This window comes from Halococcoides cellulosivorans (genome assembly GCF_003058365.1).
Lineage (GTDB): Archaea > Halobacteriota > Halobacteria > Halobacteriales > Haloarculaceae > Halococcoides > Halococcoides cellulosivorans.
This window is the reverse complement of sequence record NZ_CP028858.1, coordinates 2,616,287-2,639,691: the sequence shown is the minus strand read 5'-3', so window position 1 is coordinate 2,639,691 and position 23,405 is coordinate 2,616,287. Positions and strand designations below refer to the sequence as shown.

Here is a 23,405-nt window from a genome sequence, read left to right as displayed (position 1 = left end):
CCGAAGGTATCTCACGAAGATGGTGTGGTACAACCGGTCGCGGGCGAGGGATCGACTCAGGACCGCCGCTATCGGAGTCTGGCACCGCCCTGTCACTCTTGATTGTGAAAACAAGCACTTCGCAGGTCTGCAGGTCAGGTACTAAGCGACACGGAAATGCTTGGCCACAATGTTATGGGAGGTCTAACCGATATATGGGATAAAACCTATATTCGACCCAAACTAATGGAGAACCATGTCAGTCGAAACAGATTCACACGGACGGCTCTACCTGTCTTCAGAGGTACGGCAGAAGTACGGCGAGAAGTTCCACGTGGTCGAATACGAGGACCGGCTCGAGCTCATTCCAATCGACGAGAACCCGCTGCAGGCGATTCGTGACGCAGCCGGCGACGCATTCGAGGGAGAATCTATCGAAGCACTCCGTGAAGAAGCTCGTGAACAGGCGAAAGCCGATGCTGAAGACGGACTCCAACGCGGAAAACACGCGGCGGAGGAGACAGACGAATGACGCGATTCGTCGAGACAGATTTTCTCCTCGCTCTCGTCAAAGACTCCGACTGGCTGAAAGACCAGGCAGAAGCACAGCTGGAAGAACATGACGTCGTCACATCCACGTATTCGTATCTGGAGCTATTGCTCATCAGTGGGCGTCACGAGTTCGATTTCACCAAGTTGGTCTCGAATATGCTCGATGTTGTCCCCGTCGAGACCGAGGAAGAACGCCAGATCGTACTCAAAGCGGTGAATTACTTCGAGGACGGGATGACCGCATTTGATGCCTTCCACGCTGCGACTGCCGAAACCCGCGGACATTCCATCCTTAGCTCCGACAAAGCGTACGAGGATGTCGATCCCGAGCGTTTGCCGCTGGAACCGGGGGCCGACGGGTAACGGCTACGACGTCTTACTCGACTTTCTCGAAGGAATCAATGATACTCTCGTCGAGGAGTACTTGGCTACGAAGAAGAACGAAGAGCAAACTCTCTCTGACCTCCGTACCGTCTCTCAAAGTCTTCGAGATCTGTTTCTGGACTGGATACCGGCGGAAGAGTAACCGTCTGGAGATACGGAACCGAGGGAATCAGCGTGACCATTCGCGGCCCGTCTTGGCTGGAACTAAGGATTCAGCACAACCCTGTAGGCCGAATTCGGTCCAGTCCACCAGCCCTGTGCCTTTGCATATCACACCCCAGTTAGAATTAATACCCCCGCGTCAATGAGTTGTAATTGAAGCACTCACCCAACGTCAACCGACGGTGATTCCGCATGACGATCGCAAAACCCACTCCACGGCCCGTTCGCCCGACCGGAGCCGTGGGTGTGCAATTTTGCCTACGCGATCAGCGTGCGGAACCGGACGAATCAGGTCGGAATCCCAGTCGCGTCGAATCGATCGACGCCAGCGATTCCGGCTCCGTCCGGATCACCATCCCCGCATAACCTGGCCCCCACACGGACTACCCGTTCGGGGCCGGGGAACACGGGCCTGCCGCAACTCGTCGCCCAGCGTTGGGTCAGTCCAACAGACTGGCCGTCGACTTGTGGTGACGTTCGCGGCACACTGGTTCCGTTCGCACCTGTGAGCGGTGCGAACGCGTCGTTCCCGACGCGCTGAGCGTCTCTGGAGCGACTGGTAAGCACTCCATCCACGATCAGCCGCGGATCCGTAGCCCCGGAGTCTCCGTTGGCGTCCTCGTGAGGGCCGGAGGTCCGAACGAGGGCTCGGAAGTCGAGCGAAGCGAGTCTTCCGGCGAGGGACGCGGGACTTTGGATCCCGAGGTCGGGGGTTCAGATTCGCTCCGCGAATCTGATCCCTGCCAGACGGTCGAGACCGTCTGGCTCTGGTTCGATTCGCCGCGGGAGCGTCGCTCCCGCGAGCCCCGTCGCGTGAACGCGACGGGACCCCTCGGGGCGATCCGTGGCGAGCCGACGTGGTGTAGTCCGGCTAGCATGCGACCCTGTCACGGTCGTGACCTGGGTTCGAATCCCGGCGTCGGCGTCCAGCCGAGCCGATCGAGGCTGGGCTCGTCAGAGCTGGTCTCTGACGGCGTGGCTGCGTGGTCAATCCACGCTGGGGATGCCCATCGAGGCAGGCACTCTCGCCGGTACGTTCAGACCGGCGGGCTGGGCCCGGAAGGGTCTGCAACCTGCATGGACCGATGCGGCATTCCCGACCGCTCCGACGGTCGAAGCACGCCCCAACGCGACGGGAGACGGTAGCGAACAGTCGTTCCGTCCCCGTCGCGTGCGCAGACGTATAGACATACAACCATCCTTTGGGTCGATGGTCTCGTGGTCGAAGATCCGTGCCTTGGGTGCACGAGACCGAGGTTCGAATTTCCGAAAGAGCGCGGCGCTCTTTCGGCGTCCCGTTCGCTTTGCTCACGGGACCCTCATCGACCCAATTGTGCCGCGACTGGGTACCGGTGAACCCAACGGCCTGCTACGCCGTGGCCGGTGAGTGCCGGTCTCTCGGTTCGAATCCGAGTCGTGGCGTCCCGCTGAGCGAAAGCGAAGCGGGGCTCGGAAGACGAACGATGCGAGGGCGACCGGAGGAAGCCCTCGATTGCGAGCGGGGAGGAACGACCCGCGAGCGGAGTGAGTCTTCCGGTGTGGTGAGACAGGCAGACAGGTGACTGCACTCGATTTGAAATCGAGAGCCGCTAGGCTTCGGAGTCCGCGGCTCCGATCGGAGCCGCGGGCTTGCGAATCTCTGATTCGCGGCGTTCGACTCTCCGTCTCACCGTTCGGCGGGATTTCCCTAGCCTGGCCAAGGGACCGTGCTGGAACCACGGTGTCCACGAGGACACGGGCGTTCAAATCGCCCTCCCGCCGTGATCTGCCGAGGTTCCCCGAGCCTGGTCAAGGGATCGCCCTCGAGAGGCGACGGCTGCGAGGCCACGAGTGTTCGAATCACTCCCTCGGCGTTCTCAGCTGGGTACGTGGTCCAATGGCAAGACGCCCGCCTTCAGGCGGGAGACGGCTGTTCGAAAACCGTCCGGCGGTTTTCGAGCCCTGGAAGACGAGCGGAGCGAGTCTTCCTCTGGTTCGATTCAGCCCGTGCTCATCCGCGGTAGCCAAGTGGTCGACGGCAGCGGGCTTAAGACCCGCCGGATAGACCTTCGGAGGTTCGAATCCTCCCCGCGGAATGCGCCGCCATGCCCGAGTGGCCAAAGGGACACGGTTGAGGGCCGTGTGGTGAGTCCTTCCCAGGTTCGAATCCTGGTGGCGGCATGCCGAGCGAAAGCGAGGCACGCCTCGGAAGACGAGCGCTGCGTGGTTCGAACGAATGTGAGGACCACGACACGAGCGAACGGCTCTGCCGTGAGCGATCGAGTCTTCCGGTGGCATGCCAGCGCGCTGCTGGCGAATGATTTTGCGCTTGTCGCCGTACCCAAGCGGTCAACGGGAAGCGGCTCAGGACCGCTGGCGAAGGTCCTACCCAGGTTCGAATCCTGGCGGCGACACTCTCGCGGGATTGGGTAGTCTGGCCGATCCCGGCTGGCTCACATCCAGCAGACCCACGTTCGAATCGTGGTCCCGCGATTGTGGCCCTTAGCTCAATCTGGCAGAGCGCTCGCTTTGCAAGCGAGAGGCTCCGGGTTCGACTCCCGGGGGCGTCCACTCGCACCGACCGATGCGCTGGAGTCACAACCAGCCGCCAATCTGGCGTCAGGACCGGAGACGGCTGACATCGGTCGGTGCATCCCCGCCGATCAAACTCTTCACAGACGAACTGGGTCGAGTGGGAGCGATACTTCGTTCCACCAATCCACACGGGCCGACGGGCGAGAGCCCGCTGTTCCGAGGGTGAAATGCCTCGGTGTAAGCCGGCAGAGCAATCTGCCGGCCAAACACTCCCGCTCCCACGGTTTCCCCCGGTCGCCGGTGGGGAGTTGACGCATCGGCCCATCTCCCCGTGGTCAAGCGGCGACGACGTCTCCCTGTAGAGGAGGAGACGCACGTTCGAATTCCGGAAGACGCTCGCGTCTTCCGACCCTCGCGAAGCTGTCGGCTTCGCTCAGTCGTGTCGGGGAGACTCGACGCACGCGCGTGCGTCGGCTGGCATGTGGTGCCCTCATTGGGCATTCATCTTTGCTCCAGTGGAGTAGTGGCCAAACTCACGGCCCTCTCGAGGCCGGGCCCCCGGTTCAAATCCGGGCTGGAGCACTCCGGGCCGGTAACTTAGCGGCTAAGTGGTCGACTTTTAATCGACTGTTCGACGCGGGTTCGAGCCCCGCCCGGCCCTTCTGCCGGGAAGTCCCGCCTGGTGCGGGAGCTCGGCTGTTACCCGAGCTGTGCGAGGTTCGAGTCCTCGTCCCGGCGTTTTCGCGGGGCCCCTAGCTCAATCTGGCAGAGTGCTCCCGTGGCACGGGAGAAGCTCCGGGTTCGAATCCCGGGGGTGTCCATCAGGTCGCGGTGGCAGAGTGGTCGAACGCGTCCGCCTGCAGAGTGGAGTATCGTCGGTTCGAATCCGACCCGCGACTCTGTGCTCCTGGAGTCTCCGTTGGCGAGGGACGCTGCCCTTTCAAGGCAGAGGTCGAGGGTTCGATTCCCTTCGGGAGCATTATGAATCGCCTCACCGTCGGTGAATATCGAACGGACACTCCATCCCCTGGCGCTGGATGGCCGATCCGAACGGTGCAATGACGACACAATTCGAGGAATCACAGATGACGATATCCGACCTGAATCTGGCGTATAGTGACGAGAAACTACGCGAGTTCATCGAAGACGCCGTCGCGCAGAAGGGGACCGAACACTGCCCTCGCTTCTACGCGGTCACGGGAAGTCATATCTACGGGTTCGACAGCGAAGACAGCGATATCGACGTCAGGGGCCTCCACGTCGTCCCGCCCGAGGAGTACGCCTACCTCGACACCCCTGCGAGCGAGGTCACCGTCAACATGGACGGGACGACCTAGGGGTTCGAGGAGTATAGCGAGGTCGACCTGCGGAGCTACGAACTCAAGCAGTTCGGCACGTTGCTCGCGAAGGCGAACTACAACGTTCTCGAGCTGGTCTTCGAGGCCCCGACGGTGATGAATGGCATGCCCCTCGAGATGGACGCGCTCCAGGAACTCCTCCGAGAGTTCCTCCCGATGAACGTCCCTCACGCCTACCTGGGCATGGCGAAATCGAACTACTACAAACACCTCGACCCCGAGAAGAGCGAGGGCTACGACCCGCGGCCGAAGAAGTTCCTCTACGTCTATCGTGGCCTCCTCGCGGCCCAGTACGTCCTCGATCACGAGGACATCGAGGCCGACATCCATCGGCTGGCGACGACCGTCGACGGTGGCGATCCCGATCTGGTCGATCGGCTGGTCGAACACAAGCGAGCGTCCGCGGACCCGACCGTTCCGGACGATCTGGAGGGGCGCGCTCGTGAGGCGATCGCCACACAGTTCAACGCGCTCGATGACCTGCCCGACCCCGACAAGAGCGGGTATCGAGACGCCATCGACGACTGGATGCGGAAAGTTCGGGCATAGGTCGGTCGCTCTCGGTGAGAGAATCTGATCATTGAACGATCGTGGGGTGTTGATTCATGGGTCGATCGATTGAGTGCGCCGTTCTCGATCCCATTCTCGAAACGACTATGATCGTAATGGTCGATATCGACACCCATGGGACTTTTCGACTCGATTATCGGATTGTTCGGTGGCAACGACGACGACCAGTCGAACGCGACCGAAGGCCCGGACCAGTCAACACAGGCGGCCGAGGAGACGCGCGTGATCGATGATCGCTCGGCGTTCGGCGACGAGAATCACGTCCCGCCGGGCTGTCTCGTCGGTGATTCGGTCACCGACCTTCGTGAGATGGCCGAGGACTACGCCGGCACCTGGGAGGAGTTCGGACCGACTGACTACTCGATCGAATCGATTCGTGGGGTCGACGAGATGTTCGCGACCCAGCAAGATCGAGCGAACTGGCTGGCGATCGACCTCGAAGACGGGCGGACCGGTGGGTTCGCACCGATGGCGGCCCAGCCGGCGTGTTATTTCGGTGAGGTTCTGATTCGTCACTACGACGCGCAGTGGGTACTCGACCGCGACTATGGCTGGGCGATCGGCTTCGAGGGACAGACGATCGTGAATCTGTTCGGGACGGCCCACAGCGCCCTCGACACCGAGCCACCGTTCGTCCGTATGCACGACACCTTCGTCGAGAACTACGATCTCGACGGAGAACTGCTCGAACCCGATGGCGAGCGCCTCGAGGAGCGTCGGCAGGACAGCGGTATCGATCCGTCGGAGATCGACGCAGACGGAGCGGACGAGGATCTGGCTCCCGAGGACATGCACGGCTTTGCCGACGATTTCGTCGACCGGCACGACGAGTACGACCTGGATTTCTCGGTGGAGTCACTCGCGACAGTCGATACCCTGTTCGAGGAGCGGTATCGGACGCCGGAGTTCGCCGACGCCGAACTCGGGGAGACCGACGATGAAGCTTCTATCGTGCTCACTGCCACGGCGAGTGAGGCTGCCGGCTACTTCGGCGAAGTCATCAGACGAAATACTGCGGCCGAGTGGAATTATCTCGACGGAGACGGATTGAAACTCGCATTCCCGTCGGCGAACGCCGAGATCCGCGTCGATCCGATCGCCACCGCGACCTCGGCGATCGAAGACGGGGACAGCTTCGAAAACTCGTATCTCGAACTCCGGGAGACTGTCGAGGTTATCGACGACGAACTCGATTCTCTCGACTCCTGACGCGGCTGCTGTCGGTGTTTCCAGCGTGGACCGGGTGTGTTCCTGGCCCTTGGGGTGGCCGTCGAGACGGAGCGTTCCTTCATCTGGCACCCAGCGGGTTCGACTCCCGCACCCGCTCCGTCGGTTTTCCGGCCACCTATCACCCGTTAATGGCGACCGTCGAGTCGGAGCGATCCTTCGAATGGTTCATCCGGGTTCAAATCCCGGCGGTAGACGAGCAGGTCTACTGTGCCGTCCAGACAAAGGGGCTCTCCCCGACAATGGGCACCGCTCCGGCAGTGTTCCGGTCGTCGCTTCTCGTCCAGATCGCCGTCAGAATGCATTGAAGTATTCCCTCACAGAAGCAATCGAGTCCCCGCGATCATCGAAAGCGGCCTCTCAGAAGTCGATTTCAATGAGGTTCATCGTGGTCGTCAAAACGGAGCGTTCCTTCCTCAGGCCACCACCGGGTTCAACTCCCGCACCGCTCCGTTGGTTTTCCGACCACTACCGATTCGTTGGCGGCGACCGTCGAGCAGGAGTGTTCCTTCGCTCTTACGCGATATCCGGGTTCGAATCCCGGCGCTCTGCCAGACGACTGGCAGCCACGCGATGACCGATCACAATGGTCTCGAGTGGGGACGATATGTCCTGCGCGGTTTGGCGACCGTCCTACCGCTCCTGCGATTTTCCGGTCGCCGACACTCATCAGTCGGGTGGTCGTCGAGCTGGAGCGTTCCTTCGCCTGTTCAGCGAGAGATCTCGGTTCGAATCCGGGGTGCGGACCGTCCGCTCTGGTGTAACTGGGAACACGCTATTCCTCGCTCCTGCGATTTTCCGACCACCGTTGTCCCCGTAGCTCAGTCTGGAGAGCACCGTCAGAGCAAGCTCTGACGAGCCCTCGTTCGGGCTTTCGGCCCTCACGAGGACACCGGCCTTCGAAGCCGAGTGTGGCACGTTCGAATCGTGCCGGGGACGTGGACCACTCGCACCCCGCGAGTGGCACTGTTCGGGGTCGCCCATTGCGGCTCCGGTGATAGCATGCAGTTCAACGACACCACACAGACGGTCGCGGAGGCGACGCGGACCACCAACAACGAAGGTGGGGAAGCGTTCGACCCCGCCGACCCACGACTCGCCCTGTACAAGCGCACGATCAACCAGCTGCTCGAGGACTCCTACTACGAGGACGACGAGGAGCACCTCGCGGCCATCGTCCAGCGCTTCGACGCGGCGGCGGACGAGGATCCAGAGTTCGTCCTGAAGCTCGCCGCGTATGCTCGGCAGGAGCTGTATCTGCGGGACGTTCCCCAGGTCCTGCTCGTCCTCGCGGCCAACGACGACCGGTTTAAAGACGACACCGACGAGTCGCTGATCCGCGAGTGGGCGCCCCAGATCATCCAGCGGATGGACGAGACGGCGACGGCGCTGGCGATCCACGACGATCTGTTCGGCGGGACGGCACCCTGGCCGCTCCGACGTGGGATCGAAGACGCGCTCGTCGACATGGCCGACGCGTACACGCTCGAGAAGTACGAGCTCTCGCGACGCGAAGTGACGCTCCGGGACGTGTTCAACCGCGTCCACCCGACGCCCGTCGACGACGACCAGGAGGTCCTCTTCGAGCGATTCATGCGCGGGGATCTGGACGACTATCCCGACGTCGAGCCACTGCCCACGCCCAAGACCTGGGAGACGGTGATCTCCGAGCGCGGGAACACGCGAGACGCGTGGGAGACGCTGATCGAAGACGACGCATACTCGCTGCCGATCTTCGCATCGATCCGGAACCTCCGGAACATGCTCGAGGCTGGCGTCGAGGAGGCGACCATCGTCGAGTACCTCGATCTCGAGGCGGTGCGCCACGCGCCGCTCTACCCGTTCCGGTACTACCAGGCGTACAAAGCGTTGCAGGACGCCGGGATCGACGCACCCGCAGTCGAGCGCTGGCTCGAGTGGGCCGTCGACGTCTCCGTCGAGAGCGTTCCCGAGGGCCTGGGTGACACGTTCGTCGGTGTCGACCTCTCGGGGTCGATGGATACGGTCCTCTCCGAGCAGAGTGCGATCCGGTACAAAGAGATCGGCGCGTTGTTCGGCGCGGTATTGGCCGACCAGGGCGCTCGCGTCGGTGGCTTTGGCGACGACTTTCAGGACGTATCGACTCACGTCGACACGCCGGTGCTCCAGCGACAGGACGCACTCCTCGGCATCGACCGCGAAGTCGGTAACTCGACTAATGGCTGGAAGGTCCTGGAGTACCTCCGCGAAGAGGCGATCGCCGTCGATCGCGTCGTGCTGTTCACTGACATGCAGATCTGGGATTCGCGCTGGAGAGTTCCCGACGACGCCCGGACGGTCCGGGAGGCCTTCGAGGCCTATCGCGATACCATCGCCCCCGATGTCTCCCTCTACATGATCGACCTGGCGTCGTACGGCGACCTCGTCACTCCAGAGGGCTACGAGGGGGTCTACAACGTCTCGGGGTGGTCCGAGAACGTCCTCGAGTTCATCGAGCACGCCGAGGACCCTCTCCAGGTAATCGACGAGATCGAGGCGTTCGAACCGGTCTAAGCGATTTTTCGTTTCTATCGCGCGAGTAGTGGAGCCTGGCCACCACGCGGCATAGCGGGCCGAGCCGAGAGTTCGAATCTCTCCTCGCGCAGTTGGGGCCGCTGTCGTGCGCGATCGTGCCGACGCCGCTCCAACGGAGGTGAATCCAATGGCAATATCCAGTGACAACGAGACTCGACAGACGAACGAACTGGTCGTCGAAATCCGGATCCCCGACGGATCGGACGGCGACCTCGTAAGTGAGGCGGAGCGGCGGCTCTCTCGAGTCGACGGCATCGTCGACGTTTCGATCGATGAACTTCGCAGTCTCGACCCTGGGCTTTCGGCGACGGAGATCACAGTCGCAGTGACGGTGGAGACGGTCACGGGAGCGGTTGTATCGCCCGAGGATGAGGTCGCGATCGAGATAGTCGATCGGGGTTTGATATAATAATATGATCGCTCACTGTCATCGTCTTCTCAGTTCTAACAGTATATGAAACCAGCCGTCGGCCGAAGCCAAAATATTTTAACCCCTATACTACCACCGTTAGATAATGTACGACATCACGGGATTCCAGCGCGACCTCTTGTACGTAATCGCCGGGCTCGACGAGCCCAAGGGCCTCAAAATCAAGGACAAGCTTGAGGAATATTACGAGAATGAGATCCACCACGGCCGCCTCTATCCCAATCTGGACAGCATCGTTGAAAAAGGGTTGGTGGAGAAGGGTGCGAAGGATCGACGAACAAACTACTATTCCATTACGAAGCGCGGTGAGCGAGAGATTGAGGCCCGGCGCGAGTGGGAAGACCAATACGCATCATCTTTGAGATAAGAAGATAGTATCCCGAGGAGATCGAATCTCTTCGGAGATTTTCGACCAAAGCGGAGCGGAATCTTCTTTGAGAGCTCGTTGCTGTAGCCTTGGGCGCTTCGTCGAGTCCGGGGGTTCTGAAGCAGTCAGAGCCTTATGTAACAATGTGCTCCCTTTCCGGGGATATTGTTACATAAGGTATGCTCAGCCAGGGATCGACGCTAGTCGGATGAACCTGGCGTTTGAACAAATTACACCGATCCGGGGTCTGGGTTTGCTCCCCTCCTTTCTCCCAATTCCTGGGGATTGCTGCCCGAGGGGTGTTCGAGGAAAGTTTTCGCTACCTGCTTTTCGCCGGGTACCGATCAATCCCCAGCTATGCTGTCGTCGGAACTGATACATTCCTCGATAACTCGTGACACGCCGGCCTTGAACCAGACAAAGAACTTCCGAGCGTGAGAGTCGAGTACGGACCGACGATAAGATTCTTTACTGTTACACAACTATGTGCAATCATAAGAAGACAGATGTATACCGCATGCGGCGAAAAGGAGCTGAAAATTCTGCTCGCGATCAAGCCGGGCGACACGATTGTCGGCGTCGCACAGAAAATCGACGAGAACCGCGAGACGATCCGCCGGACAATCGATCGTCTCGAAGCCGAGGGGTACGTCGAATACGACGACGGGCTCACTGTCGTCGACGAATCTGTCCGGGACGCTGGACTGCAGTTGCTCGCGACCTCGGCAGGCGTCTCACCACCATCGATTTCCGAGGCGTACGTCCTCCCGCAGTTCACGGGCATGGACTTCGCGTTCACTGGAATCGACGCGGTGTACGTCTGGACGCGCGGCGGCTATCAGGTCGCGCGTGAGCCGGACGATTATCCTCTGTTCATCGCTGTCAAGGAATCCAACCTCGAAGCGTGGGAGCGATTCTTCGAGCGGTTCGATATTCCCGTCTCCGGCGAGCGACAACCGCGCGACGAAATCGACGGGCCACTCCAGGTCGTCGTCGAACTTCGCGACTCGACCGACGCGGAATCAGTCGACGGCCGTCCGGTCATCTCGATGGATGAGACGGTCGAATTCGCCCGTGAACACTATGCCACGTTCCAGTCGGCCCTGTCCATGCTTGATCGGATGTACGACGAGGTCGATAGCGACGCAGACTACTGATCTTCCAGAGAACGGTCGGGAACTGACCGAAGGGGTTCTCGCGGTCGAAACCGATGTTCCCATCCTTGAGGGCTTCGTGGACCCAGGGGGTGACAAACGGTGACGACACGCCTCGCGATCGTCGGGTGCTCACAGTCCAAACACGACCCCGACGAGTGGGGGAAAGCCCATCCTGACCACGAGGAGGGCGACGATGTCGATGTGCTTCCGCTCAGGCACCTCTACAAGCGTTCCTACTGGGTTGTTAAGCTTCGGTATGCGCGTCTCGTTGCTGACGACTGGCGGATACTCTCGGCTGGTCTCGGTCTCGCAAACCCCGACCGACCGATGGAGGACAGCTACGACCGGACGATCACCGAGATGACCGACGAAGAGATCGAGGCGTGGGTCGAAGATGTCGGGCCGGACATTCGGTCGTTTGTGGAGCGTCACTGGGACGAGAATGTGGTGATCGACGTACTCCTCGGACAGCGCTACCTGGAGCCGATCCAGCACATCCTCGAGGACCTGCCCGCAGAAGTGGTCTACCCGTTCGAGGGGACTGCCGGGAACGGCGAGCAGATGTCCCGTCTCAAGGAACTCGTCGAACAGTACCGCGACGAGGGAAGCATCGACCTCGAGCGGGCGAAAGCGGCCGAAAGCTGACACGGCGGGCGGAAAAGGAATCGCCAATATCGATAGTATCGAATCTATTAGAGCACCCGGCGAAAGTGGAGTCGACCCCCACTCGAGAACTCGAAGGTGCAGAGCGTGAGACACTTCAGCGAGTGCCAGTGTTCTGAAGCAGTTCCGGCCTTATGTAACATCGTGCTCCCTCCCTTGGCCTTTGTTACATAAGGCTTAGCCACTCAATACTCTCCGACTGCTGCGGATCGCTGCCCGAGAAGTTCGTCGAGGAGGCGGTCCTCGCCCCACCCAGTCGGTCCGAGTACGCTCGCCGCAGCCCTCACCGCTTCCGACCGATAGTAGTCCGGATCGTATGCCGTCTTGTCGTCCACTTCTGGCGCGAGTCGCACTCGATCGACGCTGTCCTTCTCGTCGTCTTGGACCATGAAGACGATGTCCTCGCCCGGGGCGAACTCGAGGCCCAGCTGCTCCGCCCGTTCGAGCGCAGCGACCGTCCGCGTTCGCTGGGAGTACGCCTCGAGGGACTTCGACGCCCGGGTCCGGACGAGCAGGTCCGTCGCGTCGACGTCGCCGGCCTCCAGGACGGCGAGACGATCTTCCAGGGTGGCGACCACGGCCTCGGGGTTCCGCGTCTCGTCGAAGACATCGATCAACTCCCGTTGGACCTCGGCGATCCACGCCGGCGTCGATCGCTGCCGACACTCGATCCCCCGGAGCTTGTACGGATCGTCGTCGGCGTCGCGACGCCGCCCGAAGTAGCGCGTCAACGCCCCGCCGCGCCCGTCGCGACGTGGGCAAAACCCTACCCAGTCGAACGCGCTCTCGTACTCGAGGGCGATGCCGACCGCCTCGCTGATCTCTGTCGCGAGCTCATCGAGTGGGCGCTGGTCGGCGCCGTCGCGAGCGGTCACCCAGATCGAATCGACGATACCGTGCAACACCGTCCAGCCGCCGGCCTCGAGTCGCTCTTTCGCGGTCAGGAGGATGTCCCGTGCATAGGCGTTGATCGCCTCGTGAACTTCGATCCGACCGAACTTCGCGTTGCTGAACCCCTGGTAGCCGAAACACGAGACGAGGATCCACTTCAGCGCGTCCGACTGGCCCTCGAGGGCGCGGCGCTCCTCGGCGTCGAGGTCCTCACTCGCCAGTCGGTCTTTGATCCCAGCCCGATCGTCGATGATCGGCTGGAGCACGTCGGGCAGGTAGCCGTCGCGATCGCAGACCGCGTAGTCCAGGTCGGGGACGTCATCACGATCGTGGCACCGACACCGGACAGTCTCGGGCGAGAGGTTGTGCTGGCAGATGATGTTCGGATACATCGACGCGAAGTCGAGTTCGTGGACGTCGTCGTGGACGCCCACGACCGGCGAGAGCGTCGTCCCGCCCCGGTCGGCGTCGTGGAGGGTCCCGGCAGTCTTGAACCGCTCTGGCCGCCACGCACGCCACTGGACGAGCACGTCGCGACGGGTCGCCTCGCGGATCTGGATCGCCGTGAGGACGTTCCCGATCGACGCCCACGCGAGTTCCTGGAGTGGCTTCCCCGAGCGTTCGACGAGATCGAGCGCGCCGGCGAGGTTGGTCTCTTCGAGGAAGAACGTGTTCGACCGGTCGATCACGACCCGGCCGGGGACGTTGTATCGCGCCGGCGAGTGCAGTCGCCGGCCGTAGGACTCGAACGTGGACTCGCCGGCGAGTTGTTGGTAGTCCGGGACCTGTGCGTCGGAGACGCCGGCGGGTACACGCGGAAGGCCGAGATCGATGCCGTACTCGTCGGCGGCGTCGGCGACCATCGGGACGATCGCACTCCGCTCGACCGAGAGGATGTCCGGATCAACCACGCGTAGGCGGCGTTCGAGCTCTTCCAGGACGCCAACGGTGTCGGTCGCGTCGATCTCGCCCCAACCGTCGCCATCGCCGTCGACGACGCTGACCTCGAGGGCGGTGAGGTCCCCGTCCGCCGCAGCCGTCCGGGGGAGATCCAGCCGGAGTCGTTGCGGCCGTCGCGACGGCGCCGGATCGGTCCCCGTTTCGAGGCAGTACCGGAACTCCGGGGAGAAGTCGACGTTGAACGCCCGGAACGGGACTCGCCCCGGCGGGCCTCGATTTTCGACGAACCGTGCGATCTCTCGGACCGACGACGTCCGATCGACATCGATCCGGAGGACGGGCTGATCGGCGAAGCGGAACCCCGGGCGCTTCCACGCGACCGAGAGGTCCCCGACGGCGGGATGCATCTCGAGGTCAGCGCGCATCTCGTCGAGCTCGTCGACGCAGGCCTGCCGGTCGGGGTCGGCCTCCTGCATCCCCCGCGCAGCGACGGCGAACAGCGTCGGCGTGTAGTCAGCCGCCCGCGTCGCCGACCAACCGGGGGTCTCGCTGGTCCCTTCGAGGGACCACACCAGCGGCGCACCGTCGTCGAGGAAATCGATCGTGAAGACCACGGCTCAGTGACCCCGCGTTTCCGTCGTCTTGGCTGGCGAGCGCCATACTCTGCCGTGATCGCCGGTCGCGATGGCCATCATCCTACCTCTCACCCCGGGGGTTCGTCGCGACGATCCGGTGCTTTGCCGTCCGAGTCACCGAGGCGCTGTTCGAGCTCGTCGATCCGGCGTTCCTGGCCGATCGCGATCGCGACGAGGATCGGCACCATCGGGGACTGATGGTTGAGGTTTCCCGCCGCGTCGGCGTGGGTGTGGGCGTGTTCGAGGAGGCGGTCGAACCGCTCCTGGTCCTCGTGACGGAGCGTCCGCCGAAACGGCTTCCACCGGTCCTCAACCGACCGGAGCACGTCCCAGAAGGTAGGGTTCGTCCGACCCATCGCGATCACCTCGCGTCTCCCAGGCCGGCGATCGTCGACGAACCCGACCGCCCCACGCTGGACGGCGCCGGCGAAGACGCGCCGGTCGCGACCGATGGGTGGCGGGCGGCCAGGATCTCCGCCCAGTAGGTGATCGTCGTCTGCTGGATCCCGTCGCCGACATCGTAGACCAGCGTCTCGAAATCGAGCTCCTCACACTCGAATCGGGGCCCGAACCGTGTCTCCTCGAGGGCTATCGTTGTGGCGGCCGTCTCGAGCGCCGTGGCGACACCGTCAGGCCGCGCCCGCGTGAGGATGACTGGTAGGTTGTGATCGCGTGAGATGGCCCGTAGCGTCGCGAGCGACCGCAGGAGCAACGCCTGCGCGTCATCGTTCCGGAGGTCGCCGCCGCGATACAGCGCGTCCAGCGCCGGCGCGACGACCACCGCCGGGCGGTCGGTCGCGGGCCCGCCGAACGGAGACGTCGGGTCGTCGCGCAGCCACCGGCCGAGTTGATCGACGAGCGTGACGTGCTGGTGGGTCGTGAATGCCCGTGCGATGTGGACGCGGTCGAGCGCCCGTTCGGACGGGACCACCTGCGCGAACGCGTGGGTCGTGGCGTGGCCCTGCGCGTCGATCCAGACCACGTCGCCGCCGGCCGAAAGCGCGGTGTCGAGCGCGAGCGCGTGAAGTGTCCCAATCGTCGCCGTCCGTCGCGAGCGTGGGGACTGGGCGTCGGGATCGAGCAGATAACAGTCGTCCTCGAGACTCGGAAACTCCGGCAGGGTGAGGCCGGCGTCGGCGGTCGCGACGGCCGCGTCGTCGATCTCACCGGACGATCGTTGCCGTGCTCGCTGGCCGAGGAGATCGTCGCGATTCGGCCCTGGCCAGCGGCGATCGCCGGTGGTCGTGGCGCCGTCAATGCTCCCGTGATCGAGCTCTCGAACGGACTCGGAGTTTGGCATAGACTGAGATAGCCCGACCAGCCACAAACCGTCAATCGGGGACTTTCCGAATTTCCAGAAGGGGACTAGGGCCACATATCGGGTGTCTGGGAAGGCCGATCAGCCGGCTTCACCGCGTTTCCGGAATGGTTCCGGAACTTAGATCAGATCGATCACGGCATAGTGTGACGGCGTCGAAGAACGAGACAAGCGGATTTTCGACCGGAACGGGGCGAAGAAGACGGTGTGTGAAAGATTTCTAAGCCCTGTTCTGGTTGTCGCTCCCGATGCTCGATCGGATGGACGACGATGTCGATGTGAGCGATACCCTCAATATCTAACGAACGGTCGTAATATATTTTGAGTGTGCGCTCGTACAGGGTCGTAGCATGACCGACTGGAAAGATGATCTCTCTCCACGCGAGCGGGTCAGGCAGATCGCCGAAACAGTGACCGACCCCGTCTCGCCGAACTGGGTCGCAGAACAGGCCGAGGTCGGCTGGCAGACCGCCAAGGACGAACTGGAGCAGCTTGCGGACCGTGGCGATCTCCGAGAAGTCGACCAGGACGGCGACGTCAGATACGTTCCGGACTTCACACGCCTGTACACCGAACGTATCCGTGAACTCGTGCTCTCCTTTTCCCGGGAGGAGCTACGCGAGGAACTGGTCCAGGCGAAAGAGGATATCCAGGACATCCAGTCCGAGTACGACGTTGAGTCGCGATCGGAACTTGAGGCGTCGTTGAGTGACGAGGACGTGTCTGCCGCGGAGGCACGAGAGCGCCAGCAATCGCTCCGAGAATTGGAAGAGATCGTCGACGAGTTGCAGCTCCTGGAGCACGCACTCAGCCTCTACGAGGACCTCCACGAGATCGATCCGTACGTCGAAGAGGGGGCCGAGACGCCCGAGACGAGGGCTGCCTAAGACCTATGGCGCCGCTCGGGTTCGTTTTCCTTGCCAACAGAGGGAATCTTACGAAGGCGAAACTCTTCACAGCGATCCGCAATCGACTCGACAAAGAGCCAGGGTGTCATGACGTTCGAGTCCGGCCCTCCCGTGCTCGCCCGCGGTCCATCCTGGCTCGTGTGACACCATCGGAATTTTTAGGGCAGGGGTATGCCATCGACGAGGCAACGCTCACAGTACGGTTCTCGTATCCCAATGCTGTGGACTACGAGTATTACGTCATTGAATGGAGTGAGGAAGAACGCGACCTCGGAATCGGCTGGCATCAGGACGAAGATCACCCAGACCTCGGTGAGTGCCATTTCCAGATCGACCATGCGGGGCAGACGGTGGACCGGCGATCAGCGACGTTTCTCAACGACCACCCTCTGGAAGTGCTGGAGACACGTCTCGATCAGCTCCGGGCGGTACTGCCTCGGATCGAATGGGCCGAAGGAGCGCCGACTGTCCCCGACGACGGATTGCCTCCTTCGGAATAAGAGATATGAATCTTCTTACGCGGCAATCACCGAATCCTCGCAACGGGAAGACAGAGACACCACAATGACGTTTCAGGAACGACTCCGCTCGATAGAAGAACGGTTCGACCTCGAGGAGAGCGAACATGCTCGAGAACTCGGTCGCATTGTCGCTGATCTCCAGGACTGAGAGCGGCTATTCTGCCATTGTGAGAGAGTCAGAAAATCCGCTGTTGCTAATTCCAGCAGTAGTAATGGGATTGTCGTGTTCAGCGCAGGTGACGGAGTCCGCCAGAACTCCGTACACCGTTCTGTATGGGTAACTCCGTGGACGCGTTGGCTTTTGGTATGAAAGCGTCTCGCTAAGGATTGCGTCGATAGACTGCCCGGCGGTAGCACTCTGCGCTTCTCAACCCTCCCAGGCAGTCCTGACTGCAGCTGATCGGTCTTCCTTCCGCTTCCGCTTCGTCCGCGGATCGTAGTGTTTCCGGATCGTTTCGATCGAGACATCGAACCGCTCACTCGCGATCGCCGGTTGGAGGCCACCGCTGAGGTGTCGGACGATCGCACCGCGACGGATCGCATGCGGGTAGTACGAATACTCGCAGACTTCCGAATCAGGATCGCAACTCCCGTCGCATGATCGGTCGTCCGAGCTCTCGGGTGCCCAGCGGCAGCTCGTCGCCTCGTAGACTCGTCGGCGAAGTGTCGATCGCGTCGCGCGGCCGTGCGTCGTCGCGAAAAGTGGGTCGCGACCGTAATCGTCCGTGACGGCTGGACGCTCGTGATCGAGATACGAATCGATGGCCGTGACAACCCGATCGCTGAGTTCGACGTTTCGCTCGCCGTCGCCTGCCGTGTGTTCGTCCTCGCTCCCGTTCTTCAACCGCGTCCCGCTCTCGGGACGATGTCTCAGACAGACTTCGCTATTGGCAGGATCGAAGTCCCGAACGTCGAGCGAGTGGACGCCTCCGAGACGTAATCCGGTGTTCCAGAGGAGTTCCAGGAGCGCGTGCTTCATCGACCCACGACGGCGCTGATGCAGTTTCCCGAGGATGGCCGCAGCCTCATCCGTCGGGAGGGCCTCGTCTCGTGCCCGCGGAGTGAGTCCGAGCTCGTCCTTATCGAGAATCCGGCAGACGGCATCATCGCAGTGGTCGCGCCTGTTGAGCCATCGCAGCCAACTCCGGACGTTTTTCGTGTAGGTGAGAATCGTCGCGTCGGTATCGTATCGCTCCTGGAGTTCGTCGACGTACGCGTCAACCAGCGTGGTCGATATACCAGCCGGTGTGGTCACACCGTCGTCTTCGGCAAACCCGACGAAGTCCGGAATGGTCCGGCGATACTGGGCTCGTGTTGAGGGGCTCCGATCGCGCCTCCGAGCGAGGTATCGGTCATAGAGGTCGCAAAGCGCTGGTCCCCCGGATGGATCAGTGAGACTCTCGGCAGAGTCGTCGCTCTGGGACAATGCGAGTACTTTTTCGATCGTTTCTGGATCGTCGACGTCTGCGAGGACGTCAGCCATTGAATCTGTCATTGTTGGTTGAGGATCTCGGACATCGCGTACTGCCAGATGTCGTTTGGAAGAACTGGTCCTGATTCGTCAGCCGATTCTGGGGAAGCGTTTGTACTCGCGATTTTGATCGAGCGACGCAGGGTCCCGGAACTGGCACGGCCATTGTGGGTCGTGAACAGTGGATCTCCTCCGCAGGAATACTCAGGCTCGTTACGTTCGTACTCGGTATACGTCTCGAGAGCATCGAGCGTCGTCGTAGACAGGTTGGCGACACGGTCAGTGAGGAGTCCGGACGAGCTCACCAGGTGTGTCTCCGGAACACCGACGACGACCCGTTGGGCCTCGTAGTCGATATCACCGAGGTCGATCTGTCTGACCTGCTCGGGCCGGCCTTTCGTATCGAGTAGAATCTCGACAAAGAGGTGTGTTCGAGTGCCGAACTGACGCTGGCGGAGAAAGGCAAGGACATGGGGGACCTTCGTCCACGCGATACCCTTTGGATCGGTCGTGTCGACGTCGACGATCTGATCACCCAATTTCCGAATGGTCGGCACAGATGATGCACAGAGCACCGATGCGATTTCGTGCGTCAAAATCTCCGGATCACACTCGCAGTGGTAGGCGAGTACGTTCGTGAGGGTTGAGATATAGCTCCGAGCCGTTTCAGCTGACCACTCCGATTCGACAAACAGATGCTGAACGAAGCGAGCAACGATATCATGCTCATGAGTCACAATATCGAATGACGTGTCGTTATACCATTCATAGAAAGACGACAGCTGAGATTTCTGCGACCAGTAGGTGGTAGCCGGAGCAGCACTGGAGACCCCATCGAGATAATTTCCAACTGTTACGGTCAGATCCCCTTCGATGCCTGCAAGAGTGGAGTCCCAGTTTCGTTGCTCCATGCCGGACACACTTAGCTGTCGAAGTTACAAGAGAAATACTCTGATTTTCAGGACAATGGTGGTGTAATATATTCTAGAAAACGTTACAATCACTCGCTGGCCGAAGGGGTTCTCTTGGTACCAGGTCTCGACCACTCCGATCTCGTTCACCTGCTTCCCCACGTGTTCACACATGAGGGGACAATTTTTCACCCTGTACCGCGTACTTCGTAGTATGAGTCAGGACTCGTTCGATGATACGATCAAATTCCGTGCCGGCCCGCTCAAAGAGGCGGCGAACGAACTCGACTCCGTGCATTTGGGTGGCATCAACATCAGTGAACTCGCACGTGAGGGACTTTCCCAGATGCTCGGGCGAACGATGACAGACGACGACAAGATCGCGATTTACGAACGCTATTCGGTGGGCGACCTTTCGGAGGACGCCACTCGTCTGCTCCTTGGTGACGAGTTCGACCTTCTCGAAGAGGACATTGACGCCTTCCGCGAGGCTGTCGAGGATGACACCAGTGACTATCTCCTCTAATGGTTCACGACGACACTCGGTATCCGATCATCGTCGACACGGACGCGTTGATCGCCGTCGCGAACAACCCTCTTTGGACCGAAATTACCGATCATATCGGCCTCACAACAACGAACGTCTGCAAACAGGAGCTCGAACGGCACCGTGAGAACAGCCGGGAGACCGCACCGGAGGGAAGCCGTCCGTACCGGCTTTATCACGGGAGCCGTACCGCACTCGAAGCGCTTGCGGACGACGAGACACCGCTTACCCAGGTGACGAGCGTCCCCCGCCCACACGGAGCAGACGCCGGTGAGGAATCGCTTCGACAGGAAGTGCTACAGAACCCGGAAACTGTCGACTCCGTCATCCTGATGGATGCGGCCGGCCGACGCTCGATTCGTCGTGTTGTCGACGACCACGATGAAGACATCCGTGTCGTGGCACCTCCGTTTCTGTTTTATATTCTCTTCGACAACGAGCTCATTTCTCGGCGCGAGTTCTGTGACGCGTGTGGGGAGCTGTTGGAACGTGAGGGCTGGACCGGATACAACGCCGTGAAAGCTGCGTGGGAGGCAATTCCGATTGATTGCAGTGATATTTTGGACGAGCACCTGCTTCCGTGACGAACACGTCCGAATCAGCCTGGCTGCCTTTCTTCGTGAGTCCTTCGTTCCATAGTCTTTCGACGGACGGCAAAGTGGGTGGTTCCGGCACACCTTTCTGACCATCCTCCGTCGGAACGACCATGCTCGACCGACGTGCCCTCGCGACTGTCGCCGTTGTTCTATTGCTCGCCCTCGCCGGCTGTACTGGCGTCACTGACGGTGGCCCAACCAACCCGGACACGACCACGGACGCACCAACGACGGCGCCGGAGACGACACCGACCACGAGTCCAGCCGGGCCGAACGGAACACTGTCGGTCCACTTCCTCAACGTCGGCCAGGGATCCAGCTCGCTCGTCGTTACCCCCGCAGGCGAGACGATGCTGATAGACACGGGCGATTGGCGTGACGACGGTGAGATCGTCCTGGACTACCTCCGCGAGCGTGACATCGACCGGATCGACTATCTCGTAACCTCGCACCCGGACGCCGACCACATCGGGGGGCACGAGGCCGTGATTGAATATTTCGAGACTGAGGCCGACGGCATCGGGGCGGTGTACGATCCAGGCATCACCTCGAGTTCAGCCACCTACACTGAGTATCTCGACGCGATCGAAGCGCACGACGTCACCCTCTATCAGACCCAGGCCGGCGATTCGATCCCGATGGAGGGCGTCGAGACGGAGGTCCTCGCACCGCCCGCCGAGGGCATCGCGAACGGCGATGCGAACGAGAACAGCATCGTCCTCCGGCTTGGATTCGGCCAGTCGAGTCTTCTCCTTCCCGGCGACGGCGAGAGTGCGAGTGAATCCTACTTGATCGAGGAGTACGGATCGACACTCAACGTCAGCGTCCTCAGCGCTGGCCACCACGGCAGTTCGTCGAGTTCGAGCGACGCGTTCCTCGAAGCCACGTCGCCGCGTGTTGCGGTGATCAGCAGCGCGTACGATTCGCAGTACGGCCATCCCGACGACACGGTCCTCCAGCGCTTTGACGACCGGTCGATTCCGACCTACTGGACGGGGACCCATGGCACAATCCGCATGACGACCAACGGATCGGCGATCAGGGTCGCGACGCAAGCGGACGCCCCGACCGATGCACTCGCGCTTCGCGACGGCGACCCGGTCGAGCCTGGGAGCACTGACGCCCTCGAGCGACGGACGGTCGTCCCGGTCGCTGGGGATACGGCGCCGGTCGCGACCGACGGTGGGACGGCCACGACCGAGACGGCAACGCCGACCGAAACGACCACGACTGGCGGGACGCTCGCGATCGCGACCATCAACGCCGACGGCGAGACGCTCAACGACGAGACTGTGACCTTCACCAACAGCGGCGACGCACCGCTGGATCTGTCGGGGTGGACCGTCTCGGACGAGGCCGACCACACCTACACGTTCCCCGATGAGGCCACGCTCGATCCCGGCGCCGAGCTCACCCTTCATACTGGCAGCGGAACCGACACCGCGACGGACGTCTACTGGGGGTCGGGATCGCCGATCTGGAACAACGCTGGCGATACGGTGATCGTGACGGATGAGAACGGAGACACGATCCTCGAGGAGGCGTACTGATGCTCGACGACGGCAGCTACACGGCAGTGGTCGATCGATTCGAGGGCGATCAGGCGGTGCTGTTGATCGAGGACGACGGCGAGACGATCGACGAGCGGGTCCTGGACGGCGAGCGCCTGCCCGAGGCAGGCCGCCACGCCGACGCAGTGCTGAAAGTCACGTTCGTCGACGGTGACGTCAAGGAGATCAACTATGAGGCCGACGAGACCGAAGCGCGTTCCGAGCGCGCTCAGAGCCGTTTCGATCGCCTCTCACGGCGGCCGCCGGACGACGACGGGTAACCCATTGGCCACCGGTGTCAATATTTCAGTGTGGACGCTCAATTCGGAGATACCAAAGATGAGTCTCGTCGAACGATACCGTACCCGAGACGACGTCGCAGAGGCGGAGATCAGCGCGGAGCGCGACAAGCGACTCCGGGCGGCGTTCGATAGCGCGGAGTACGGCGAACGGATCCAGGACTGCGTTGCAGCCACCTTCGAGCCGGACGAACCCCTGGGGACGTCCGGCGTGGTCCTGTCCAGCCGGCTCCACCACGACCGGATTTTCGATCTCGTCTCGTCGTTCGCTGCTGGGAGTGAGACCGACGAGCCCGACGAGATCAAGGCGTCCGCGACGGTCGTGGACGTGGACTCGAGGGAACGGCTGTCATCGCACGTAGCCGAGAACAGGGTGCTGGTATCGCTCCGGAGCGAGGACACCAGATTCCAGGCCTTCCGAGACTACGTTCTCTACCTCGAACAGCGGCTCGGCGTGTCGCTCACCCCGAAGCTACCTGGGGACCATGCTTGAAGAGGAGCTTATCCAGACGACGATGATGCTCAGCGAGCGGCATCGAGAGGTTCTCGACGCCGAAAGCGGGTCGAGTCGGACAGCCGTCGTCCGTGACCTAATCGATAACCTTGAGGCGGCCCGAGAGGGGTCGGTCGAGGGCAAGGAGGATCCAGACATCTGCCCGGTCTGTGGCCGGACAGCCGATGCCGTGATCCTCGGGGATATCGTCGATCTTCGGGCGATCGACGATGAGTCCCTGTCTGTCTGTGAGGAAAGCGACACGGTGAACTGGCTGTACATTCACCGTCTCGACGCCTAAAAACGGGGAATCGACGCTCTACCGGACCTACTCGCTTTGGTTCAATCGCTTCCTGGCCGGGTGGTTGCGGAGTCGCTTTCGAAGCATCTTCCACCGCTCGGGATCGATCTCCGATTCGTTCTCGTCAGACATTGTATCTCGTCCCAGT

The 23,405-nt window shown here is 61.6% G+C and carries 22 protein-coding genes, 18 tRNA genes and 2 pseudogenes; 36 read left to right on the top strand and 6 right to left on the bottom strand.

Features of this window, described 5'->3' with window-relative positions:
* Positions 1-235: 235 nt before the first annotated feature.
* The 28 genes and pseudogenes from HARCEL1_RS12860 (at position 236) to HARCEL1_RS12740 (ending at position 11,898) form a co-directional block, all read left to right on the top strand.
* Positions 236-511 (top strand): hypothetical protein, encoded by a 276-nt coding sequence (locus HARCEL1_RS12860; protein ID WP_108383958.1) that lies wholly within the window; start codon positions 236-238, stop codon positions 509-511.
* Positions 508-894 carry a PIN domain-containing protein gene (locus HARCEL1_RS12855; protein WP_108383957.1) on the top strand — a complete coding sequence of 129 codons (387 nt, stop codon included), beginning with the start codon at positions 508-510 and terminating at the stop codon, positions 892-894. Before HARCEL1_RS12860 ends, HARCEL1_RS12855 begins: the two co-directional genes overlap by 4 nt.
* Positions 895-1,928: 1,034 nt before the next feature.
* Positions 1,929-2,002: transfer RNA gene (locus tag HARCEL1_RS12850), tRNA-Asp, on the top strand.
* A gap of 279 nt (positions 2,003-2,281) precedes the next feature.
* Positions 2,282-2,397, top strand: a tRNA-Pro gene (locus HARCEL1_RS13550).
* 15 nt (positions 2,398-2,412) lie between these two features.
* Positions 2,413-2,499, top strand: a tRNA-Ser gene (locus tag HARCEL1_RS13545).
* A 253-nt stretch (positions 2,500-2,752) separates the two neighbouring features.
* Positions 2,753-2,838 (top strand) — tRNA-Ser (locus HARCEL1_RS12845).
* Positions 2,839-2,844: 6 nt separating this feature from the next.
* Positions 2,845-2,930, top strand: a tRNA-Ser gene (locus HARCEL1_RS12840).
* A 9-nt stretch (positions 2,931-2,939) separates the two neighbouring features.
* Positions 2,940-3,070: transfer RNA gene (locus HARCEL1_RS13540), tRNA-OTHER, on the top strand.
* Positions 3,071-3,152: transfer RNA gene (locus HARCEL1_RS12835), tRNA-Leu, on the top strand.
* 3 nt (positions 3,153-3,155) lie between these two features.
* Positions 3,156-3,237 (top strand) — tRNA-Leu (locus tag HARCEL1_RS12830).
* 150 nt (positions 3,238-3,387) lie between these two features.
* A tRNA-Leu gene (locus HARCEL1_RS12825) sits at positions 3,388-3,470 on the top strand.
* A 4-nt stretch (positions 3,471-3,474) separates the two neighbouring features.
* Positions 3,475-3,549: transfer RNA gene (locus HARCEL1_RS12820), tRNA-Val, on the top strand.
* Between the two features lie 5 nt (positions 3,550-3,554).
* Positions 3,555-3,623, top strand: a tRNA-Ala gene (locus HARCEL1_RS12815).
* A gap of 477 nt (positions 3,624-4,100) precedes the next feature.
* Positions 4,101-4,173, top strand: a tRNA-Glu gene (locus HARCEL1_RS12805).
* 4 nt (positions 4,174-4,177) lie between these two features.
* Positions 4,178-4,252, top strand: a tRNA-Lys gene (locus HARCEL1_RS12800).
* Between the two features lie 85 nt (positions 4,253-4,337).
* Positions 4,338-4,412: transfer RNA gene (locus tag HARCEL1_RS12790), tRNA-Ala, on the top strand.
* Between the two features lie 4 nt (positions 4,413-4,416).
* Positions 4,417-4,490: transfer RNA gene (locus tag HARCEL1_RS12785), tRNA-Cys, on the top strand.
* Between the two features lie 4 nt (positions 4,491-4,494).
* Positions 4,495-4,570: transfer RNA gene (locus tag HARCEL1_RS12780), tRNA-Glu, on the top strand.
* A gap of 58 nt (positions 4,571-4,628) precedes the next feature.
* Positions 4,629-5,498, top strand: a pseudogene (locus tag HARCEL1_RS12775) (nucleotidyltransferase domain-containing protein).
* Positions 5,499-5,633: 135 nt separating this feature from the next.
* Complete coding sequence (locus tag HARCEL1_RS12770) at positions 5,634-6,728, top strand: hypothetical protein (protein WP_108383956.1); 1,095 nt, start codon at positions 5,634-5,636, stop codon at positions 6,726-6,728.
* Positions 6,729-6,877: 149 nt separating this feature from the next.
* Positions 6,878-7,054, top strand: a complete 177-nt coding sequence (locus HARCEL1_RS13535) for a hypothetical protein (protein WP_159077153.1) — start codon at positions 6,878-6,880, stop codon at positions 7,052-7,054.
* Between the two features lie 502 nt (positions 7,055-7,556).
* Positions 7,557-7,685, top strand: a tRNA-Arg gene (locus HARCEL1_RS13530).
* Positions 7,686-7,748: 63 nt separating this feature from the next.
* Entirely contained in the window at positions 7,749-9,278 is a 1,530-nt protein-coding gene (locus tag HARCEL1_RS12765) for a TROVE domain-containing protein (RefSeq protein ID WP_108383955.1), read from the top strand.
* Positions 9,279-9,297: 19 nt separating this feature from the next.
* A tRNA-OTHER gene (locus HARCEL1_RS12760) sits at positions 9,298-9,369 on the top strand.
* Between the two features lie 15 nt (positions 9,370-9,384).
* A complete protein-coding gene (locus HARCEL1_RS12755; RefSeq protein ID WP_159077152.1) occupies positions 9,385-9,708 on the top strand; it encodes a hypothetical protein in 324 nt (107 codons plus the stop codon).
* Between the two features lie 106 nt (positions 9,709-9,814).
* Positions 9,815-10,096 (top strand): PadR family transcriptional regulator, encoded by a 282-nt coding sequence (locus tag HARCEL1_RS12750; RefSeq protein WP_108383953.1) that lies wholly within the window; start codon positions 9,815-9,817, stop codon positions 10,094-10,096.
* A 506-nt stretch (positions 10,097-10,602) separates the two neighbouring features.
* Complete coding sequence (locus tag HARCEL1_RS12745; protein WP_108383952.1) at positions 10,603-11,253, top strand: helix-turn-helix domain-containing protein; 651 nt, start codon at positions 10,603-10,605, stop codon at positions 11,251-11,253.
* 99 nt (positions 11,254-11,352) lie between these two features.
* Positions 11,353-11,898, top strand: coding sequence for a DUF6884 domain-containing protein (locus HARCEL1_RS12740; RefSeq protein ID WP_108383951.1), 546 nt, complete (start codon positions 11,353-11,355; stop codon positions 11,896-11,898).
* Between the two features lie 203 nt (positions 11,899-12,101).
* Here the strand turns inward: HARCEL1_RS12740 and HARCEL1_RS12735 are convergent, their stop codons facing one another.
* The 3 genes from HARCEL1_RS12735 to HARCEL1_RS12725 form a co-directional block, all read right to left on the bottom strand.
* Positions 12,102-14,321 carry a type B DNA-directed DNA polymerase gene (locus HARCEL1_RS12735; protein ID WP_108383950.1) on the bottom strand — a complete coding sequence of 740 codons (2,220 nt, stop codon included), beginning with the start codon at positions 14,319-14,321 and terminating at the stop codon, positions 12,102-12,104.
* Between the two features lie 89 nt (positions 14,322-14,410).
* Positions 14,411-14,698: a hypothetical protein gene (locus HARCEL1_RS12730; RefSeq protein WP_108384316.1), complete on the bottom strand. Its 288-nt coding sequence runs from the start codon at positions 14,696-14,698 to the stop codon at positions 14,411-14,413.
* 5 nt (positions 14,699-14,703) lie between these two features.
* Positions 14,704-15,642: a P-loop NTPase family protein gene (locus HARCEL1_RS12725; RefSeq protein WP_233357357.1), complete on the bottom strand. Its 939-nt coding sequence runs from the start codon at positions 15,640-15,642 to the stop codon at positions 14,704-14,706.
* A gap of 368 nt (positions 15,643-16,010) precedes the next feature.
* Here HARCEL1_RS12725 and HARCEL1_RS12720 point away from each other — a divergent pair, with 368 nt between their 5' ends.
* Together HARCEL1_RS12720 and HARCEL1_RS13825 are read left to right on the top strand one after the other, a co-directional pair.
* The gene (locus HARCEL1_RS12720; protein ID WP_108383949.1) at positions 16,011-16,547 is read left to right on the top strand and encodes a DUF7342 family protein; all 537 of its coding nucleotides are present in this window, start codon (positions 16,011-16,013) and stop codon (positions 16,545-16,547) included.
* A 242-nt stretch (positions 16,548-16,789) separates the two neighbouring features.
* Entirely contained in the window at positions 16,790-17,068 is a 279-nt protein-coding gene (locus HARCEL1_RS13825) for a hypothetical protein (protein WP_233357356.1), read from the top strand.
* Positions 17,069-17,456: 388 nt separating this feature from the next.
* On the opposite strand, the gene HARCEL1_RS13820 is transcribed toward HARCEL1_RS13825, so the two are convergent.
* The 3 genes and pseudogenes from HARCEL1_RS13820 to HARCEL1_RS13525 form a co-directional block, all read right to left on the bottom strand.
* Positions 17,457-18,068 (bottom strand): site-specific integrase, encoded by a 612-nt coding sequence (locus HARCEL1_RS13820; protein WP_233357450.1) that lies wholly within the window; start codon positions 18,066-18,068, stop codon positions 17,457-17,459.
* A gap of 198 nt (positions 18,069-18,266) precedes the next feature.
* Positions 18,267-18,572 (bottom strand): annotated as a pseudogene (locus HARCEL1_RS13815) (site-specific integrase); the annotation flags it as partial.
* An 8-nt stretch (positions 18,573-18,580) separates the two neighbouring features.
* Positions 18,581-19,480: a site-specific integrase gene (locus tag HARCEL1_RS13525; RefSeq protein WP_159077151.1), complete on the bottom strand. Its 900-nt coding sequence runs from the start codon at positions 19,478-19,480 to the stop codon at positions 18,581-18,583.
* A 205-nt stretch (positions 19,481-19,685) separates the two neighbouring features.
* On the opposite strand from HARCEL1_RS13525, the gene HARCEL1_RS12700 reads away from it, so the two are divergent.
* From HARCEL1_RS12700 to HARCEL1_RS12675, 6 genes are all read left to right on the top strand, one after another.
* Positions 19,686-19,997 carry a hypothetical protein gene (locus tag HARCEL1_RS12700; protein WP_108383946.1) on the top strand — a complete coding sequence of 104 codons (312 nt, stop codon included), beginning with the start codon at positions 19,686-19,688 and terminating at the stop codon, positions 19,995-19,997.
* Positions 19,997-20,602 (top strand): hypothetical protein, encoded by a 606-nt coding sequence (locus HARCEL1_RS12695; protein WP_108383945.1) that lies wholly within the window; start codon positions 19,997-19,999, stop codon positions 20,600-20,602. The genes HARCEL1_RS12700 and HARCEL1_RS12695 overlap by 1 nt, the downstream gene beginning before the upstream one ends.
* Positions 20,603-20,724: 122 nt before the next feature.
* Complete coding sequence (locus HARCEL1_RS12690; protein ID WP_108383944.1) at positions 20,725-22,164, top strand: lamin tail domain-containing protein; 1,440 nt, start codon at positions 20,725-20,727, stop codon at positions 22,162-22,164.
* Entirely contained in the window at positions 22,164-22,445 is a 282-nt protein-coding gene (locus tag HARCEL1_RS12685; protein ID WP_108383943.1) for a DUF3006 domain-containing protein, read from the top strand. Before HARCEL1_RS12690 ends, HARCEL1_RS12685 begins: the two co-directional genes overlap by 1 nt.
* A gap of 58 nt (positions 22,446-22,503) precedes the next feature.
* On the top strand, positions 22,504-22,956 hold the full coding sequence (locus HARCEL1_RS12680) for a hypothetical protein (RefSeq protein WP_108383942.1): 453 nt from the start codon (positions 22,504-22,506) through the stop codon (positions 22,954-22,956).
* On the top strand, positions 22,949-23,257 hold the full coding sequence (locus HARCEL1_RS12675) for a hypothetical protein (protein ID WP_108383941.1): 309 nt from the start codon (positions 22,949-22,951) through the stop codon (positions 23,255-23,257). Before HARCEL1_RS12680 ends, HARCEL1_RS12675 begins: the two co-directional genes overlap by 8 nt.
* The last annotated feature ends 148 nt before the right edge of the window (positions 23,258-23,405 follow it).

Coding starts and splice junctions, on each gene's coding strand:
- HARCEL1_RS12860 (WP_108383958.1), top strand. CDS start 236: ATGTCAGTCGAAACAGATTCACACGGACGGCTCTACCTGTCTTCAGAG.
- HARCEL1_RS12695 (WP_108383945.1), top strand. CDS start 19,997: ATGGTTCACGACGACACTCGGTATCCGATCATCGTCGACACGGACGCG.
- HARCEL1_RS13535 (WP_159077153.1), top strand. CDS start 6,878: ATGGCGACCGTCGAGTCGGAGCGATCCTTCGAATGGTTCATCCGGGTT.
- HARCEL1_RS12765 (WP_108383955.1), top strand. CDS start 7,749: ATGCAGTTCAACGACACCACACAGACGGTCGCGGAGGCGACGCGGACC.
- HARCEL1_RS13820 (WP_233357450.1), bottom strand. CDS start 18,068: ATGAAGCACGCGCTCCTGGAACTCCTCTGGAACACCGGATTACGTCTC.
- HARCEL1_RS12680 (WP_108383942.1), top strand. CDS start 22,504: ATGAGTCTCGTCGAACGATACCGTACCCGAGACGACGTCGCAGAGGCG.
- HARCEL1_RS12770 (WP_108383956.1), top strand. CDS start 5,634: ATGGGACTTTTCGACTCGATTATCGGATTGTTCGGTGGCAACGACGAC.
- HARCEL1_RS12725 (WP_233357357.1), bottom strand. CDS start 15,642: ATGCCAAACTCCGAGTCCGTTCGAGAGCTCGATCACGGGAGCATTGAC.
- HARCEL1_RS12690 (WP_108383944.1), top strand. CDS start 20,725: ATGCTCGACCGACGTGCCCTCGCGACTGTCGCCGTTGTTCTATTGCTC.
- HARCEL1_RS12700 (WP_108383946.1), top strand. CDS start 19,686: ATGAGTCAGGACTCGTTCGATGATACGATCAAATTCCGTGCCGGCCCG.
- HARCEL1_RS12685 (WP_108383943.1), top strand. CDS start 22,164: ATGCTCGACGACGGCAGCTACACGGCAGTGGTCGATCGATTCGAGGGC.
- HARCEL1_RS12750 (WP_108383953.1), top strand. CDS start 9,815: ATGTACGACATCACGGGATTCCAGCGCGACCTCTTGTACGTAATCGCC.
- HARCEL1_RS12730 (WP_108384316.1), bottom strand. CDS start 14,698: ATGGGTCGGACGAACCCTACCTTCTGGGACGTGCTCCGGTCGGTTGAG.
- HARCEL1_RS12745 (WP_108383952.1), top strand. CDS start 10,603: ATGTATACCGCATGCGGCGAAAAGGAGCTGAAAATTCTGCTCGCGATC.
- HARCEL1_RS12720 (WP_108383949.1), top strand. CDS start 16,011: ATGACCGACTGGAAAGATGATCTCTCTCCACGCGAGCGGGTCAGGCAG.
- HARCEL1_RS12675 (WP_108383941.1), top strand. CDS start 22,949: ATGCTTGAAGAGGAGCTTATCCAGACGACGATGATGCTCAGCGAGCGG.
- HARCEL1_RS12855 (WP_108383957.1), top strand. CDS start 508: ATGACGCGATTCGTCGAGACAGATTTTCTCCTCGCTCTCGTCAAAGAC.